The sequence below is a fragment of the Streptomyces sp. NPDC057424 genome (assembly GCF_042803315.1).
In the GTDB taxonomy this organism is placed as follows: domain Bacteria; phylum Actinomycetota; class Actinomycetes; order Streptomycetales; family Streptomycetaceae; genus Streptomyces.
On the sequence record NZ_JBHVCP010000064.1, the window covers coordinates 25,721 to 41,052 of the forward strand.

Consider the following 15,332-nt stretch of genomic DNA (forward strand, 5'->3'; position numbering starts at 1 on the left):
GGCCCGTGGACGACGCCACCGATCGCACGCTGCGAGCACTGGGCCTGGCCGAGGCGCCGCGCGAGCACCCGCTGCTGTATCCGGGCGCGTGGCCCGCTGATTCCGGGCTCCTCGACGGAGACCGCTTCCTGCCGCTGGAGCGGCTGGTGTACGAGGACCGCACGCCGGTCATCGCCATCGGCTCCAACGGCTGCCCGGGGCAGTTGCGGCACAAGATGGCGGAGTTCGGGATCAGGTCGCCGCTGCCGATGGCGAAGGCCCGGGTCACGGGGGTCGACGCCGGCGTCTCCGCGCATGTGAGCCGCACGGGGTACGTGTCGGCCTCACCGGTCGGCGCCCCGGACACTGTGCGGGAGCTGTTCGTCCTGTGGCTCGACGCGGAGCAGCTCGCGGTGATCGACACGAGCGAGGGCGCGCCGGTGCCGGGCGGCAACTTCGACCGGGCCTGGCTGCCGTCGCCCGACATCCGCATCGTCCTCGCGGACGGCACGCGCCTGCCCGGGGCGTACGCCTACGTCAACCGGCACGGCGTCCTCCACGACGGCACGGGCACTCCGCGCACGCACCCGGGTGAGCGGGAACTGCTGACCGAGCTCCTCGTCGGCTTGCCGCGCCTGCGGGAGCTGTTCGGTGTCGTGCCCGAGGAGTTCTGCGCGCGGGCCCGCGGCGACCGGCGGCTGTGCGAGCGGGGCACGCGGCTGTTCATCGAGGAGAAGCTGGTGACGGCCTCGGGTCTCGAGCGGTACGTGGCCGTCTCGGCGCGCGTTCAGCAGAGCGGGAGCCCGGGGACCGGCGCGTCGTTGTCGCCGCCCTTGATGTAGACGTCGCTGACCCAGACGTCGGTGTTGCCGCTGTCGTCGTCGGTCTTCGCCCACCAGACGTTGGTCCACTCCCCGGACGACTCGCGGCGGCCCAGGTTCTGCTGACAGTAGAAGTAGTTGGTGCCCGCTTTGAGGATGCCGGCCTTGGTGCCGGAGGCGGTGTAGGAGTCTGCGGTCTTCCAGACCTGGCAGTTGTACTTGCCGCCGCCGATGGCGTGGCAGACCGGGGCCGGGGTGGTCGGGCCTCCTGTCGTGGCGCCGGCGGCGGAGCCGCCCCCGGAGGTGCCGCCGCCGGCGGACCGGTCGGGGTCCGGGGTGGTCGCCCGGCCGGTGGGCTCGGGGCTTTTGTTGTCGCGGGGCTTCTCGGACGGTGCCTTGCCCTTGTCGTCGCCCTGTTGCGTCGCTCCCGGGGCGTTCGAACCGTCGTCCGCACCACCGGGCTCGGCGGCCCCGGCGTCCGCACGGGCGGCGTCGGTCCGCGCCCCGGTCTCCTTGCCGCCGGAGTCGCCGAGCAGGGCGGCCGTGGTACCGGCGGTGGCGAGGACGACGGTGACGGCCACGGCGGCGAGCAGGACGCGTGCCTTGCGGCGGGACGCGGCACGGTCGGCGTTCATCGGGGCGGTGGCGGCGGAAGCACCGGGGGCGGCGCTGCCGGGATCGACCGGACCGAAGCCCTGGGGGCTGGTGCCCGGGCCCTGCGGACCGAAGCCTTGCGGCGCCGGGTGGCCGGGGCCGGCGTGGCCCGGCCCGCCCTCCCCCGCCGCTCCCGCGGCTCCGAACGCGGCTGCCGCGCCGAAGCCCGGTGTGTCCGTGCCCTCTCGAGGTCCGGCGGCGCCCTGCCGAGGAGGTCCGAACCCCGGCGGTGCCGACGGGACGCTGCGCTCCGTCTCCGCGCGCGGGGGTGAGACCGCGGGGCCTCGCAAGGAAGAGGTCGGCGTGTCCGTGCCGCCGCCGTCCGCGACCGCCTGGAGCAGTGCGCGGGCCTGGTCGGCCTCGGGGCGGGACTCGGGACGCTTGTCCAGCAGCCGCCGGAGGACGGGCGCGAGGGGGCCGGCGCGGCGGGGCTCCGGCAGCGGCTCGGTGACGATCGCGGTGAGCGTGGAGAAGGTGGATGTGCGGCGGAAGGGCGAGGAGCCCTCGACGGCCGCGTACAGCGTGGCGCCCAGGGCCCAGATGTCGGAGGCGGGGCCCGGGTCGGCTCCCTGGGCGCGCTCGGGGGCCAGGTAGTCGAGGGAGCCGACGAGTTCGCCGCTGCGCGTGAGGTGCGTGGCCGAACCGTCCCCCGGATCGTCCATCGTGGCGATGCCGAAGTCGGTGAGGACGACCCGGCCCGAGCGGTCGAGCAGGATGTTGCCCGGCTTGACGTCACGGTGCAGGACGCCCGCGGTGTGGGCGGCGGCCAGCGCGTCCATGACCTTCGCCCCGATCCCGGCCGCCTCACCCGGGTCCAGGGTGCCGCGCTCACGCAGCACGTCGTCCAGGGACGGCCCGTCGACCAGTTCCATGACGATGACCGGGCGGCCGTCGACCTGGGCGATGTCGTGCACGGCGATGACGCCGGGGTGGCGCACCCGGGCCGCCGCACGGGCCTCGCGCTGCATCCGCAGCTGCAGGCCGGCCAGTTCGGGACCGGCCGCGTCGGTGTAGGTGCGCAGTTCCTTGACCGCGACCTCACGGCCCAGGACCTCGTCGACGGCCTTCCAGACGACGCCCATGCCGCCCCGGCCCAGCTGGGCCGAGACGCGGTAACGCCCTGCCAGCAGCCGGCCGGCCCCGTCCGCCTGCCCGTACTCCCCCGTTGACACCGCTGCCCCGTTCCTGTGACCCACCGGATGCACTGACACGCCCGTACGTGGCGTACAGACTACGGGGCGGCAGTGGCGGCGACAGCAGGTGAGGGCGGCTGTGACAGGGCCGGTACGTGCCGTCCGGTACGTCGTACGGACGCCGTCAGGCGGAAGCCGTCAGGCGGAGGCCGTCAGGTCTCCCCGCCGGGGCACCGCGAAGCTCTCCAGGTCGGCGCGGGTCAGTCCGGTCAGCCGGGCGACCTCCCCGATGTCCAGGGCGCCGCAGTCCAGGCCGCGCAGCAGGTAGCCGCTGAGGGCCTTGGCGGTGGCGGGCTCGTCCATGACGTCGCCGCCGGTGCGGTTGGCGTAGCGGGCGAGGCGGGCGGCGGCCTGCTCGAAGCCCTCGCGGTAGAAGGCGAAGACAGCCGCGTAGCGGGTGGGGATGTGGCCGGGGTGCATGTCCCAGCCCTGGTAGTAGGCGCGGGCCAGAGCGCGGCGGGTGAGGCCGTAGTGCAGGCGCCAGGCGTCGTGGACCTTCGCGGTGGGGCCGACCGGCAGGACGTTCGTCGAGCCGTCCGAGACGCGGACACCGGTACCGGCCGCCGCGACCTGCATGACGGCCTTGGCGTGGTCCGCGGCGGGGTGGTCGCCGGCCTGGTGGGCGGCGGAGACGCCGAGGCAGGCGCTGTAGTCGAAGGTGCCGTAGTGCAGTCCGGTGGCGCGGCCCTCGGCGGCCTGGATCATGCGGGCGACGGTGGCGGTGCCGTCGGCGGCCAGGATGGACTGGCTGGTCTCGATCTGGATCTCGAAGCCGATCCGGCCGGGTGCGAGACCGTGCGTCTTCTCGAAGGCGTCCAGCAGCCGCGCCATGGCGGTGACCTGCTCGGCGTACGTCACCTTGGGCAGGGTGAGCACCAGCCCGGCGGGCAGACCGCCGGACTCCATCAGGCCGGTGAGGAAGATGTCGAGGGTGCGGATGCCCCGGGCGCGTACGGGCACCTCCATGCACTTCATGCGGATGCCCATGTACGGGGCGGCCGTGCCGTCCGCGTAGGCCTCGGCGACGATCCGGGCGGCCCGGGCGGCGGCCTGGTCCTCCTCGGCGTCGGGGCGGTTGCCGTAGCCGTCCTCGAAGTCGACGCGCAGGTCCTCGATCGGTTCGCGCTCCAGCTTGGCGCGCACGCGCGCGTGGACGGGCTCGGCGAGCTCCTCGGAGAGACCGAGGACGGCGGCGAAGGACGCGGCGTCGGGAGCGTGCTCGTCGAGGGCGGCCAGCGCCCGCTCGCCCCAGGTGCGGATGGTGTCGGCAGCGAAGACGTCTCCGGGGACGTAGACGGTGTGCACGGGCTGACGGGTGCCGGGGTCTCCCGGGTAGCGGCGCTCCAGTTCCGCGTCGACGGGGGCGAGGGAGGCGCTGATCTCCTCGCTGATGGCACCCGCGAGACTCGTCGCCACGTTCTCCTGCCGGCCCTGCCCCATTCCACACCCTCCATTTTCCGTAAAGCGGAATCAAAAATCCGCAGAACGAAGCTAACTGCCGATCTTCACCCTGGTCAACACCGTCTTGAAGGGCGGTTCCCCATCCTTCACCCTTGGTCACCGCCGACCCGCCCTCATCTTCCGTATTCAGAAGGCAAGCTTCATCCTGACGTGCAAGGGGAGGGAGACCACGTGCCGAACGAGGTCGGAGTGACGCGCCGCCACGGGCTCAAGGCGGCGGCGGCCGTCGCCGTCGCAGGACCGCTGCTCACCACCGCGGGCCCCACACAGCCCGCGTCCGCCGGCGAGCACCCGGGCGCCCTGGACGTCATGACGTTCAACGTCCGCTTCGGGACCGTCGTCGACAGGACACCGCGCTGGGAGGTGCGCCGACCGGTGATGCGAGAACTGCTGCGCCGCGAGCGACCGCACGTCATCGGCACCCAGGAAGGGCTCTACCGGCAAGTGCGCGCGATCGAGAAGGATCTCGGCGAGCACTACGACTGGATCGGCACCGGACGCGGGGGCGGCAGCAAGGACGAGTTCATGGCGGTCTTCTACGACACGCGCAGACTTGAGCCGATCGAGTTCGACCACTTCTGGCTGTCCGACACCCCGTACGCGATCGCCTCGAACACCTGGGACGCGGACTGGCTGCGCATGGTGACCTGGGTCCGTTTCGCCGATCTCGCCGACGGGGGACGGGAGTTCTACGTCCTCAACACCCACCTGGACAGCGTCAGCCAGTACGCCCGGGAACGCGCGGCGGGGCTCATCGGCGAGACGATCGCCGCGTGGGACCGGTCGTCACCGGTCATCGTCACCGGCGACTTCAACGCGGCCGCCCACGACAACCGGGTGCACCACCTCATGCTGGACATCGGACTGGTGGACGCCTGGGACGCGGCGGCCTCGCGGGGTCCGGCGTACGGGACGCACCACGGCTACCGGGCGCCCAGGCCCGGCGGGCGGCGCATCGACTGGATCCTCACCACGCCCGGGGTGACCACGCACTGGGCCGGGATGAACACCTTCAGCGCGGACGGGACGTATCCGAGCGACCATCTGCCGGTGCAGGCCTCGATGACCCTGGGATGAGAAGAGCCCCCGTGACCGTTCGCGCGGTCACGGGGGCCTTCTGCGGCCCGGGTCGATCAGCCCTTGCGGGTCTTGATCTCCTCGGTCAGGGCCGGGACGACGTCGAAGAGGTCGCCGACGACGCCGTAGTCGACGAGGTCGAAGATCGGGGCCTCGGCGTCCTTGTTGACGGCCACGATCGTCTTCGAGGTCTGCATACCGGCGCGGTGCTGGATCGCGCCCGAGATGCCGTTGGCGATGTACAGCTGCGGCGAGACGGACTTGCCGGTCTGGCCGACCTGGTTGGTGTGCGGGTACCAGCCGGCGTCCACCGCGGCACGCGAGGCACCGACAGCGGCACCGAGGGAGTCGGCGAGCGCCTCGATGATCGCGAAGTTCTCCGCGCCGTTGACGCCACGGCCACCGGAGACCACGATCGCGGCCTCGGTCAGCTCCGGACGGCCCGTCGACTCACGCGGCGTACGGCCGGTGACCTTGGTGCCGGTGGCCTGCGCGGAGAAGGACACGGACAGCGCCTCGACCGCACCGGCGGCCGGGGCGGCCTCGACGGCGGCGCTGTTCGGCTTGACCGTGATGACCGGGGTGCCCTTGGAGACACGGGACTTGGTGGTGAAGGACGCGGCGAACACCGACTGCGTGGCCACCGGGCCCTCGTCGCCGGCCTCCAGGTCGACGGCGTCGGTGATGATGCCGGAGCCCAGGCGCAGCGCCAGACGGGCGGCGATCTCCTTGCCCTCGGCGGAGGACGGGACCAGCACGGCGGCCGGGGACACGGCCTCGTGGGCGGCCTGCAGCGCGTCGACCTTCGGTACGACCAGGTAGTCGGCGTACTCGGCGGCCTCGTGCGTGAGGACCTTGACCGCGCCGTGCTCGGCGAGCGTGGCGGCGGTGTCACCGGCGCCGTTGCCCAGCGCGACGGCGACCGGCTCGCCGATGCGGCGGGCCAGGGTCAGCAGCTCCAGGGTGGGCTTGCGGACGGCGCCGTCCACGTGGTCGACGTAGACGAGAACTTCAGCCATGGGACTTCTTCTCTCCTGCTTGCGAAAGATGAGGGGCGGTCAGCGAATGCCGGGCTCAGATGAACTTCTGGCCCGCGAGGAACTCAGCGAGCTGCTTGCCGCCCTCGCCCTCGTCCTTGACGATCGTGCCCGCGGTGCGGGCCGGGCGCTCGGCCGCGCCGTCGACCGCGGTCCAGGCGCCCTCCAGGCCGACCTCCTCCGCCTCGATGTCGAGGTCGGACAGGTCCCAGGACTCCACCGGCTTCTTCTTGGCCGCCATGATGCCCTTGAAGGACGGGTAACGGGCCTCGCCCGACTGGTCGGTCACGGACACGACCGCCGGGAGGGAGGCCTCCAGGCTCTCGGAGGCGGCGTCGCCGTCGCGACGGCCCTTGACCGTGCCGTCCTCGACGGAGACCTCGGAGAGCAGGGTGACCTGCGGGACGCCCAGGCGCTCGGCGAGCAGCGCGGGCACGACGCCCATGGTGCCGTCGGTGGAGGCCATACCGGAGACGACCAGGTCGTAGCCGGCCTTCTCGATCGCCTTGGCCAGGACCAGGGAGGTGCCGATGGCGTCGGTGCCGTGGATGTCGTCGTCCTCGACGTGGATCGCCTTGTCCGCGCCCATGGACAGCGCCTTGCGCAGGGCGTCCTTGGCATCCTCGGGGCCCACCGTCAGAACGGTGATCTCCACGTCGTCGTCGGAGTTCTCGGAGATCTGCAGCGCCTGCTCGACCGCGTACTCGTCGAGCTCGGAGAGCAGACCGTCCACGTCGTCCCGGTCGACGGTCAGGTCATCGGCGAAGTGCCGGTCGCCGGTGGCGTCGGGCACGTACTTCACAGTGACAACGATCCTCAAGCTCACGCCGGCTCTCCTACTGCATCGTCATTTCCATGCTGCCTACTTGCAGGCAGCATAGGCGCCTCTAGCGTCCGATCCCGGTCGGGGCGACCCACGCCCCGAGCGAAATATTACTCGTCAGTACACCCAGTTCGTTCCCGCTAAGCAAGCGCTTTGAACTGTGACCTTCGCAACGCAGCGTAACCGGAACTCGACGGTCACGCAGCCCGGGGGCACCTGGCTCAGTCACCCAGACGCTGGAATCGTCCCTGGTGGTAGAGGAGCGGACGGCCGGTGCCCGTGGGGTCCCCGTGCACGACCTCGGCGAGCACGATCCGGTGGTCCCCGGCGGGCACGCGCGCGACGATCCGGCCGACCAGCCAGGCCAGCACCCCGTCGAGGACGGGAACGCCCTCGGGCCCCTCCCCCCAGGCGGTGGGCGGACCGAAGCGGTCGGCGCCGCTGCGGGCGAAGGTGGCGGCCAGCTCCTGCTGGTGCTCACCGAGGATGTGGACGCCGACGTGGTCCGCCGCCGCGATCGCGGGCCAGCTGGAGGCGCCGGTGCCGACTCCGAAGGACAGCAGGGGCGGCTCGGCGGAGACGGACGTCAGGGACGTCGCGGTGAAGCCCACCGGACCCGCCTCGCCACGAGCGGTGATGACGGCGACCCCTGCCGCGTGCCGCCGGAAGACCGAGCGCAGGAGGTCGGGCGTGGCGAGAAGGTCCGCAGGCATGGGGTCAGGCTGACGATAACTGGTACGCGCGGTCAAGCTGGTTCCGTGATGTGGGAGATGGCTCACTGGCGGCGTCACACCCGTCACACCGCCTCCCCCAGCGCGGCGATCACGTCGGCCTTGCGCGGCTGCCCCGTGGCCCGCCGCACCACGCGGCCGTCGGCGTCCAGGACCAGCACGGTCGGGGTCTTCAGGACGTCCAGCCGCCGTACGAGATCCAGGTGGGCCTCGGCGTCGATCTCGACGTGGGTCACGCCCGGCACCAGGCCGGCGACCTCGGCGAGAACCCGCCGGGTCGCCCGGCAGGGCGCGCAGAACGCGCTGGAGAACTGCACGAGCGTGGCCCGCTCGCCGAGTTCCGCGCCCAGTCCCGCCGCATCGACCCGCTTGCCGTCGTCGCGCCCGCGCACCCGCACTCTCCCGCCCCGCCGCCGTTGCGGCACTCCGAAGGCGCTCGCCGCCGCGAGCACCACCACGCATACCACCAGTCCGGTCATCACCTGCTGCAAGCGTTCACGAGACCGCAAAGATTCCCGGCCCCTCCACCCGGCCGCCCTGCGGAACGCTTGGTTCCCATGGGGCATCGATGTGAGGGGGCCGCGTTTCGGCGCGGCCGTCACGACCGCAGTCCTGGCGGTCGTTCTGGTCACGGGGAACGCCTGGCTGCTGACCTGGCAGACGCTGGCGTTCCCGCTCGGCGCCGCGGGCGGGGTGAGCCGCCCCCTACGGCCTGCTGTTCGCCAAGGCCGTACGGCCGCGACTCGGGCCGCCGACGGAATTCGAGGCGCCCGAACCGCCGCGCTTCGCCCAAGTGGTGGGGCTGTTTCTCGCCGGACTCGGGCTCGTCGGCCCCGCCCTGGGGCCCGGCCGGCTGGGACTCGCGGCGACCGGTGCCGCGCTCGCCGCCGCCTTCCTCACTGCGGCGTTCGGGTACTGCCTGGGCTGCGAGTTGTACCTGCTCGTGCGGCGGGTGACGGTCCGCGCGGAGTAATGGGAGCGCAAAAGCACGAGGTGGGAACCGGCGGGCGACGTGACGAGAATCTCCCCGCCGACAGGCACGAGGACTGGCTACCCGGCCGTTCTTCGGGCACGATCTGCGGCAAGCCGTAAACCTACGGCTGCGTAACTTTTCCACTGGGAATCCCTTCCCAGGCAGAGCAGGAAGGGTCCGACCCGCCCATGGCAGAGCTCGTCTACCGTCCCGTCGTCGGTTTCGCCCGCACGCTGTTCAAGGTGTGGGACCTCAAGATCGACTGCCAGGGTTCGGAGAACATCCCGCGCTCGGGCGGCGCCGTGCTGGTGAGCAATCACATCAGCTACCTGGACTTCGTCTTCGACGGCCTGGCGGCGCTGCCGCAGAAACGTCTCGTGCGTTTCATGGCGAAGGAGTCCGTCTTCCGGCACAAGATCTCCGGCCCGCTGATGCGCGGGATGAAGCACATCCCCGTGGACCGCAAGCAGGGCGAGGCGGCCTACGCCCACGCCCTGGACTCGCTGCGGTCGGGCGAGATCGTCGGGGTCTTCCCGGAGGCGACGATCTCGCAGTCGTTCACGCTGAAGAGCTTCAAGTCGGGCGCCGCGCGCCTGGCGCAGGAGGCCGGCGTCCCGCTGATCCCGATGGCGGTGTGGGGCACACAGCGGCTGTGGACCAAGGGCCAGCCGCGCAACTTCAAGCGCAGCCACATCCCCATCACGATCCGGGTGGGCGAGGCGATCGAGGCCTCCCGCGACAAGTACGCGGGCGCCATCACACGCCAGCTGCGCGAGCGCGTCCAGGAGCTCCTGGAGGCCGCCCAGCGCGCCTACCCCGTCCGTCCGAAGGGCCCGGACGACACCTGGTGGATGCCGGCCCACCTCGGCGGCACGGCCCCGACGCCGGAGCAGGTGCGGGCGGCCGAGGCGCACTGACGCCGCCCCGGGCCGGGCTAGCTCAGGCGGAGGGCTCCGGAGCGCGGACGGCGATGTCCGCTCCCGGGCTGAACTTCGACAGCAGCTCGGCGAGTTCCGCCGCGGCCGCCGCCACCTCGGCGACCCGCATCGGTGTGAGGCCCTCCAGCAGGAAAATGCCCGATGTCGTCTGCTCGGTGAGCCGGGTGCGCGGGCCCTGGCGCCAGTTCCAGCGGCGGCAGGTCACGCCCGCGTCGTCGCGCCACACCACTTCGCCCACGTCGGGGTGCTCGACGGTCCCCTCGCCTCCGGCGACGGTCACGAAGTCCTCCTCCCCCGTGGCGCGGATCAGGCGCATGCCGCCCTGGATGCGGTCGGCGTCCTCGCCGCCGACGGGGATCAGGTGGGCGACGGAGATGGCGTTGTAGAGGTCGACGAGCAGGTTGATCCGGGGCAGCCCGGCCTCCGAGAGGGCCCGCTTGGCCAGCGCCTCCGCGGAGTTGCGGGTACGGGACGGCTTCGAGCCGAACGCCGTGTAGGTCTCGCGCCAGGCGGCCATGTGCGGGTCCTCGTGCGGAGCGCGGCCGTCCAGCCGTACGGCGAGCCGGCGCGCCGCGTCGTCCAGCAGCGCCGAGCTGGCGTCGCTGCTCGGCCCGTTGACCAGGCCGTGCGCCTCGATCGCGACGTGGGTGAAACCCGGCGCGAGAGCGCGTACGTCGTCGGACACGGTCAGCGTGAGCGTCATGGTCGCCTTGCCTCAGAGTGCGGTGGGGAGTGTCTGCCACAGGTGCGGCCGGTCGCGAGCTGCCGTGAGGGCGTCCAGGACGACCGGATGCGGTGCAGCATACAGGACTGGATAGTCCAGTTCATTGGACGCAAGGTCGGGCGTGAAGGCGAGCCGTTCACCGTCGAGGGAGAACCGGGCGTCGACACCGGGCCTGTTGCCCCGGGGGTCCTGCCGGTGCCACGCGCCGTCGAACCGCACGGCCACCAGGCCGTGCACCACCTCGAACTTCTGGTAGCACAGCGCGGCGGGGATGCCCTCGGCCCGGAGCAGCGCGGCCAGCGCGTGGGCCTTGGCGTAGCAGATGCCGGTGCGCTGCTCCAGGACATCGGAGGCGCGCCAGGTGACACGGAGATCGCCGGAGTCCTGCGAGTGCGGGATGGCGTCGCGCACGAACTCGAAGGCCGCTTGCGCATACTCATACACGTCGTCAGCCCCGACGGCGAGCTTCGCCGCCGTCTCGCGCACGAGCGGGTGATGGTGGTCGATCGCCTCGTCGGCTGCCACAAAGGCAGAAAGGTCCGGTGTTTGCTGGATCAGCTGCATGCGGGCAGAGCGTAGAGAGGGACCCACTCCACGGTCAATCTTTTTACGCCCTGCAGCATACGTATGCACCATCGGCGGTGCGCGGATCGTCGATGGCGACGGCCCTAGCGGGCCATCTCCTCCTTCAGCGCCGCCAGGAACGCGTCCACGTCCTCCTCGGTCGTGTCGAAGCCGCACATCCAGCGGACGTCGCCCGCGGCCTCGTCCCAGAAGTAGAAGCGGAACCGCTTCTGGAGGCGCTCGCTCACGTCATGGGGCAGCCGGGCGAAGACCGCGTTGGCCTGCACCGGGTAGAGGATCTCCACACCGTGCACGGCCCGCACGCCCTCGGCGAGGCGCTGAGCCATCTCGTTGGCGTGACCGGCGTTGCGCAGCCACAGGTCCCGGGCGAGCAGGGCCTCCAGCTGCACCGACACGAAGCGCATCTTGGAGGCGAGCTGCATGGACAGCTTGCGCAGATGCTTCATGTGGCTGACGGCGTCCTGGTTGAGGACCACGACGGCCTCGCCGAACAGGGCGCCGTTCTTCGTGCCGCCCAGGGAGAGGATGTCGACGCCGGCGGCGTTGGTGAGCGTCCGCATCGGGACGTTCAGGGTGGCGGCGGCATTGGCCAGCCGGGAGCCGTCCAGGTGCACCTTCATGCCGTGCGCGTGGGCGTGCTCGCACAGGGCGCGTATCTCCTCCGGCGTGTAGACCGTGCCCAGTTCGGTGGCCTGGGCGATGGAGACCACCTGCGGCATCGCCCGGTGCTCGTCGTCCCAGCCGAACGCCTGCCGGTCGATCAGTTCGGGCGTGAGCTTGCCGTCGGGCGCCGGAACGGTCAGCAGCTTCAGGCCGCCGACCCGCTCCGGGGCCCCGCACTCGTCGACGTTGATGTGCGCGCTCTCCGCGCAGATCACCGCGCCCCAGCGGTCGGTGACCGCCTGGAGCGCGACGACGTTCGCGCCGGTGCCGTTGAAGACCGGGAACGCCTCGGCCGTGGGCCCGAAGTGGCTGCGGATCACGTGCTGGAGGTTCTCGGTGTACGCGTCCTCGCCGTAGGCGACCTGGTGCCCGCCGTTGGCCAGGGCCAGGGCTGCGAGGACCTCCGGGTGGGCCCCGGCGTAGTTGTCGCTGGCAAACCCGCGGACCTCGGGGTCGTGATGACGGCGGGCGTCGGTCTTCGGCGGGTTCACGGCTTCTCGGTGAGCCACAGACGGTTTCCGTTCACTTCGGCGGCGGGCTTCTCCCAGACCTCGGTGATGGCCTCGGCCAGGTCCTTGACGTCGGTGAAGCCCGCGAACTTCGCGTTGGGGCGGTCGGCGCGCATCGCGTCGTGGACCAGCGCCTTCACCACCAGGATCGTAGCCGCCGAGGTCGGGCCCTCGGTGCCCCCGGCCTTGCGGAAGGCGTCGGCCAGGGCGAGCGTCCAGGCCTCGGCGGCGGCCTTGGCGGCGGCGTAGGAGGCGTTGCCCGCCGTCGGCTTCGAGGCACCGGCGGCGCTGATCAGCACGTACCGCCCGCGGTCGCTGCGCTGCAGGCCCTCGTAGAACGCCAGCGAGGTGTGCTGAACGGTGCGGATCAGCAGCAGCTCGAGGAAGTCCCAGTCGTCGAGACTCGTCTTGATGAAGGTCTCACTGCCGCGCCAGCCGCCCACGAGGTGGACGAGGCCGTCGACGCGGCCGAAGTCCTTCTCGATGTGGGCGGCCCAGTCGCGCGTGGACTGCAGGTCCAGCAGGTCGACCGGTTCGCCGGTGACCGTCGCGCCTCCGGAGGCGTACCGAGCCGCGTCCACGGCCTCCGCCAGCCGCTCCGGGTCGTTGTCCGCGGCGGCGACCGTCGCCCCCGCCTCGGCCAGCCTAAGGATCGCCGCCCGGCCGGCGGGACCGCCCGCTCCGGCCACCGCGATCACCGCACCGCTGAGAGCTCCGTTCCCCGCCATCTTCTTCGCCTCCTGAGCAGCGTTCCCGGTCTCGTGGAAGACTCCGCCGCTCACGCGGCGATCCGCTCGGCGCTGTCCGCCGTGATGCCCTTGGTGGAGGCGATCACGTGCTTCAGCTTCCTGGACAGTGCCTCATAGAACATGCTCAGCGGAAACTCGTCCGGAAGCACGTCATCGACGAGTCTGCGCGGCGGCTGCGTCGTGTCCAGGGCGTCGGGACCCTTGGCCCACTTCGATCCCGGGTGCGGGGAGAGGTAGGTGGAGACCAGCTCGTAGCCGGCGAACCAGTGGACGAGCTTCGGGCGGTCGATGCCGTCGCGGTACAGGTCCTCGATCTCGGCGCACAGCTGGTTGGTGACCTGCGGGGCGCGCTCCCAGTCGATGGTGAGCTTGTTGTCGGTCCAGCGGACGACATCGTGCTTGTGCAGGTAGGCGAAGAGGAGCTGGCCGCCGAGGCCGTCGTAGTTGCGCACGCGCTCACCGGTGACCGGGAAGCGGAACATCCGGTCGAAGAGGACCGCGACCTGCACGTCACCGGCCTGCGGGACGCCGTCGGCCGAGAGCTTCACGGCCTCCCTGAAGGCGGTGAGGTCGCAGCGCAGCTCTTCCAGGCCGTACATCCAGAACGGCTGGCGCTGCTTGATCATGAAGGGGTCGAAGGGCAGGTCGCCGTGGCTGTGGGTGCGGTCGTGGACCATGTCCCACAGGACGAACGCCTCCTCGCAGCGCTTCTGGTCGTGGACCATCGCCGCGACGTCCTCGGGCAGCTCCAGGCCCAGGATGTCGACGGCGGCGTCGGTCACGCGGCGGAAGCGGGCGGCCTCGCGGTCGCAAAAGATGCCGCCCCAGGTGAACCGCTCCGGGGCCTCGCGCACGGCGATGGTCTCGGGGAACAGGACGGCCGAGTTGGTGTCGTAGCCCGCCGTGAAGTCCTCGAAGGTGATGCCGCAGAAGAGCGGATTGTCGTAACGGGTGCGCTCCAGCTCGGCCAGCCAGTCCGGCCAGACCATGCGCAGCACGACCGCCTCGAGGTTGCGGTCCGGGTTGCCGTTCTGCGTGTACATCGGGAAGACGACCAAGTGCTGCAGGCCGTCCGCGCGGTTCGCGGCGGGCTGGAAGGCCAGCAGGGAGTCGAGGAAGTCGGGCACCTGGAAACCGCTGTCGGCCCACCGGGTCAGGTCCTTGACCAGGGCCTCGTGGTAGGCGGCGTCGTGCGGGAGCAGCGGGGAGAGCTCCAGGACGGCGTCGGTGACCTGGCGGACCGCGAGCTCGGCGTCGGCCGGGTCGGGCGCGCCCTCGGCGTCGAAGTCGATCGACCCGTCCTTGGACTGCCATGGCCGGATCCGCTCCACGGCATCCTTGAGCACGGGCCATGCCGGGTGCTCCACCACCCTGGCCACGGGAGGAAGACCTTCCTCCGAACCCACCTGCACAAGAATTTCCGTCATGTCCCACCTTCCACGGGAGAATCTCACGTATGCAGACCGTATACACACGAGGTTCCTCCCAGCAAGGGCGAACCCGGGAAAATATCCTGCCCGACCCTGTATCTCACCGCACTTTTTCCTGTCGGCCCTGCTCCTGCCCGGATGTGCGGCGACCATGCCCTCACTCTCTGCACAGGGCGGGTCCAGGCGATACGGTCAGGGGGGCCGTCAGGCCACCAGTGCCGCCTGTCGACGGAAGAGAGTCGCGTCTTGAACTTCCTCACCATCGGTCACCGCGGAGTCATGGGTGTGGAGCCCGAGAACACCCTCCGGTCCTTCGTCGCCGCCCAGGAGGCGGGCCTCGACGCCATCGAGCTCGATCTGCATCTGAGCAAGGACGGCGCGCTCGTCGTCATGCACGACACGGATGTGGACCGCACGACCGACGGCACCGGGCCGATCGCCGAGAAGACCCTCGCCGAGCTGCGCGCCCTGGACGCGGGCCGGGGCGAGCGGGTCCCGGTCTTCGAGGAGGTCCTGGAGGCCGTTCAGTCGCCGCTCCAGGCGGAGATCAAGGACGCGCAGGCGGCGCGGGCGCTGGCCGAGGTGATGAACCAGCGCGGGCTGGCCGGCCGGGTGGAGGTGTCCTCCTTCCACGACGAGGCGATCGCCGAGATCAAGCCCCTGGTGCCGGGCGTGCGCACCGCGCTGATCGCCAGCCGCTACGGCACCGACATCGTGGACCGTGCCGTCGAGGCCGGTGCCGAGACCGTCTGCCTGAATATCCGCCGGCTCACCCTGGAGATCGTGGAGCGGGCCCGCAAGGCCGATCTGAAGATCATCGGCTGGGTGGTGAACACGCAGGACCAGCTGCGACTCGTCCGCGCCTTCGGCCTGGACGGCGCGACCACCGACCACCCGGACATCAAGCGCACGGGCCGTTTCACAGCCTAGTGTCGTTTGGATCAGACCGCGGACGCGGGGTCTGGCACGCGCCTCTGCCGCGTTG

At 71.3% G+C, this 15,332-nt stretch carries 15 protein-coding genes and 1 pseudogene; 5 read left to right on the plus strand and 11 right to left on the minus strand.

The genetic code is table 11. The features are described from left to right. The first annotated feature begins 5 nt into the window (after positions 1 to 5). Positions 6 to 821, plus strand: a complete 816-nt coding sequence (locus ACFU3E_RS32985; RefSeq protein ID WP_384166685.1) for a hypothetical protein — start codon at positions 6 to 8, stop codon at positions 819 to 821. On the opposite strand, the gene ACFU3E_RS32990 is transcribed toward ACFU3E_RS32985, so the two are convergent. Both ACFU3E_RS32990 and ACFU3E_RS32995 read right to left on the minus strand, forming a co-directional pair. Further along, positions 767 to 2,626 (minus strand): serine/threonine-protein kinase, encoded by a 1,860-nt coding sequence (locus ACFU3E_RS32990; RefSeq protein ID WP_384166688.1) that lies wholly within the window; start codon positions 2,624 to 2,626, stop codon positions 767 to 769. The genes ACFU3E_RS32985 and ACFU3E_RS32990 overlap by 55 nt on opposite strands. Positions 2,627 to 2,785: 159 nt before the next feature. Beyond that, positions 2,786 to 4,087 carry a DUF6986 family protein gene (locus tag ACFU3E_RS32995; protein WP_384166691.1) on the minus strand — a complete coding sequence of 434 codons (1,302 nt, stop codon included), beginning with the start codon at positions 4,085 to 4,087 and terminating at the stop codon, positions 2,786 to 2,788. A gap of 192 nt (positions 4,088 to 4,279) precedes the next feature. Between ACFU3E_RS32995 and ACFU3E_RS33000 the strand changes: the two genes are divergently transcribed. After that, entirely contained in the window at positions 4,280 to 5,185 is a 906-nt protein-coding gene (locus ACFU3E_RS33000; RefSeq protein WP_384166694.1) for an endonuclease/exonuclease/phosphatase family protein, read from the plus strand. 56 nt (positions 5,186 to 5,241) lie between these two features. Here ACFU3E_RS33000 and ACFU3E_RS33005 read toward each other — a convergent pair whose 3' ends face one another. The 4 genes from ACFU3E_RS33005 to ACFU3E_RS33020 form a co-directional block, all read right to left on the minus strand. After that, entirely contained in the window at positions 5,242 to 6,204 is a 963-nt protein-coding gene (locus ACFU3E_RS33005; protein WP_104789089.1) for an electron transfer flavoprotein subunit alpha/FixB family protein, read from the minus strand. 55 nt (positions 6,205 to 6,259) lie between these two features. Then, a complete protein-coding gene (locus ACFU3E_RS33010) occupies positions 6,260 to 7,048 on the minus strand; it encodes an electron transfer flavoprotein subunit beta/FixA family protein (RefSeq protein WP_384166697.1) in 789 nt (262 codons plus the stop codon). 218 nt (positions 7,049 to 7,266) lie between these two features. Further along, positions 7,267 to 7,758 carry a flavin reductase family protein gene (locus tag ACFU3E_RS33015; protein WP_384166700.1) on the minus strand — a complete coding sequence of 164 codons (492 nt, stop codon included), beginning with the start codon at positions 7,756 to 7,758 and terminating at the stop codon, positions 7,267 to 7,269. Positions 7,759 to 7,841: 83 nt separating this feature from the next. Continuing rightward, positions 7,842 to 8,255, minus strand: a complete 414-nt coding sequence (locus ACFU3E_RS33020) for a thioredoxin family protein (RefSeq protein WP_384166703.1) — start codon at positions 8,253 to 8,255, stop codon at positions 7,842 to 7,844. Positions 8,256 to 8,340: 85 nt separating this feature from the next. On the opposite strand from ACFU3E_RS33020, the pseudogene ACFU3E_RS33025 reads away from it, so the two are divergent. Next, positions 8,341 to 8,749 (plus strand): annotated as a pseudogene (locus ACFU3E_RS33025) (DUF4395 domain-containing protein). A gap of 188 nt (positions 8,750 to 8,937) precedes the next feature. Further along, a complete protein-coding gene (locus tag ACFU3E_RS33030; RefSeq protein ID WP_384166706.1) occupies positions 8,938 to 9,666 on the plus strand; it encodes a lysophospholipid acyltransferase family protein in 729 nt (242 codons plus the stop codon). 22 nt (positions 9,667 to 9,688) lie between these two features. On the opposite strand, the gene ACFU3E_RS33035 is transcribed toward ACFU3E_RS33030, so the two are convergent. The 5 genes from ACFU3E_RS33035 to ACFU3E_RS33055 all read right to left on the minus strand — a co-directional run bounded on the left by ACFU3E_RS33035 (position 9,689) and on the right by ACFU3E_RS33055 (position 14,344). After that, complete coding sequence (locus ACFU3E_RS33035; RefSeq protein WP_384166709.1) at positions 9,689 to 10,390, minus strand: B3/4 domain-containing protein; 702 nt, start codon at positions 10,388 to 10,390, stop codon at positions 9,689 to 9,691. Positions 10,391 to 10,402: 12 nt separating this feature from the next. Next, positions 10,403 to 10,975 (minus strand): transglutaminase domain-containing protein, encoded by a 573-nt coding sequence (locus ACFU3E_RS33040; RefSeq protein WP_384166711.1) that lies wholly within the window; start codon positions 10,973 to 10,975, stop codon positions 10,403 to 10,405. Between the two features lie 104 nt (positions 10,976 to 11,079). Continuing rightward, entirely contained in the window at positions 11,080 to 12,150 is a 1,071-nt protein-coding gene (locus ACFU3E_RS33045; protein WP_384166714.1) for a threonine aldolase family protein, read from the minus strand. Continuing rightward, complete coding sequence (locus ACFU3E_RS33050) at positions 12,147 to 12,896, minus strand: SDR family NAD(P)-dependent oxidoreductase (protein WP_384166726.1); 750 nt, start codon at positions 12,894 to 12,896, stop codon at positions 12,147 to 12,149. The genes ACFU3E_RS33045 and ACFU3E_RS33050 overlap by 4 nt, the downstream gene beginning before the upstream one ends. Before the next feature lie 50 nt (positions 12,897 to 12,946). Beyond that, complete coding sequence (locus ACFU3E_RS33055; protein WP_384166717.1) at positions 12,947 to 14,344, minus strand: DUF6421 family protein; 1,398 nt, start codon at positions 14,342 to 14,344, stop codon at positions 12,947 to 12,949. Between the two features lie 249 nt (positions 14,345 to 14,593). Here ACFU3E_RS33055 and ACFU3E_RS33060 point away from each other — a divergent pair, with 249 nt between their 5' ends. Further along, positions 14,594 to 15,277, plus strand: coding sequence for a glycerophosphodiester phosphodiesterase (locus tag ACFU3E_RS33060; protein WP_384166720.1), 684 nt, complete (start codon positions 14,594 to 14,596; stop codon positions 15,275 to 15,277). Positions 15,278 to 15,332: the final 55 nt, after the last annotated feature.

Excerpts from the sequence above, each read along its gene's own strand:
- ACFU3E_RS33040 (WP_384166711.1), bottom strand. The coding sequence starts at position 10,975 with ATGCAGCTGATCCAGCAAACACCGGACCTTTCTGCCTTTGTGGCAGCC.
- ACFU3E_RS33035 (WP_384166709.1), bottom strand. The coding sequence starts at position 10,390 with ATGACGCTCACGCTGACCGTGTCCGACGACGTACGCGCTCTCGCGCCG.
- ACFU3E_RS32995 (WP_384166691.1), bottom strand. The coding sequence starts at position 4,087 with ATGGGGCAGGGCCGGCAGGAGAACGTGGCGACGAGTCTCGCGGGTGCC.
- ACFU3E_RS33005 (WP_104789089.1), bottom strand. The coding sequence starts at position 6,204 with ATGGCTGAAGTTCTCGTCTACGTCGACCACGTGGACGGCGCCGTCCGC.
- ACFU3E_RS33055 (WP_384166717.1), bottom strand. The coding sequence starts at position 14,344 with ATGACGGAAATTCTTGTGCAGGTGGGTTCGGAGGAAGGTCTTCCTCCC.
- ACFU3E_RS33050 (WP_384166726.1), bottom strand. The coding sequence starts at position 12,896 with ATGGCGGGGAACGGAGCTCTCAGCGGTGCGGTGATCGCGGTGGCCGGA.
- ACFU3E_RS33015 (WP_384166700.1), bottom strand. The coding sequence starts at position 7,758 with ATGCCTGCGGACCTTCTCGCCACGCCCGACCTCCTGCGCTCGGTCTTC.
- ACFU3E_RS33020 (WP_384166703.1), bottom strand. The coding sequence starts at position 8,255 with ATGACCGGACTGGTGGTATGCGTGGTGGTGCTCGCGGCGGCGAGCGCC.
- ACFU3E_RS33030 (WP_384166706.1), top strand. The coding sequence starts at position 8,938 with ATGGCAGAGCTCGTCTACCGTCCCGTCGTCGGTTTCGCCCGCACGCTG.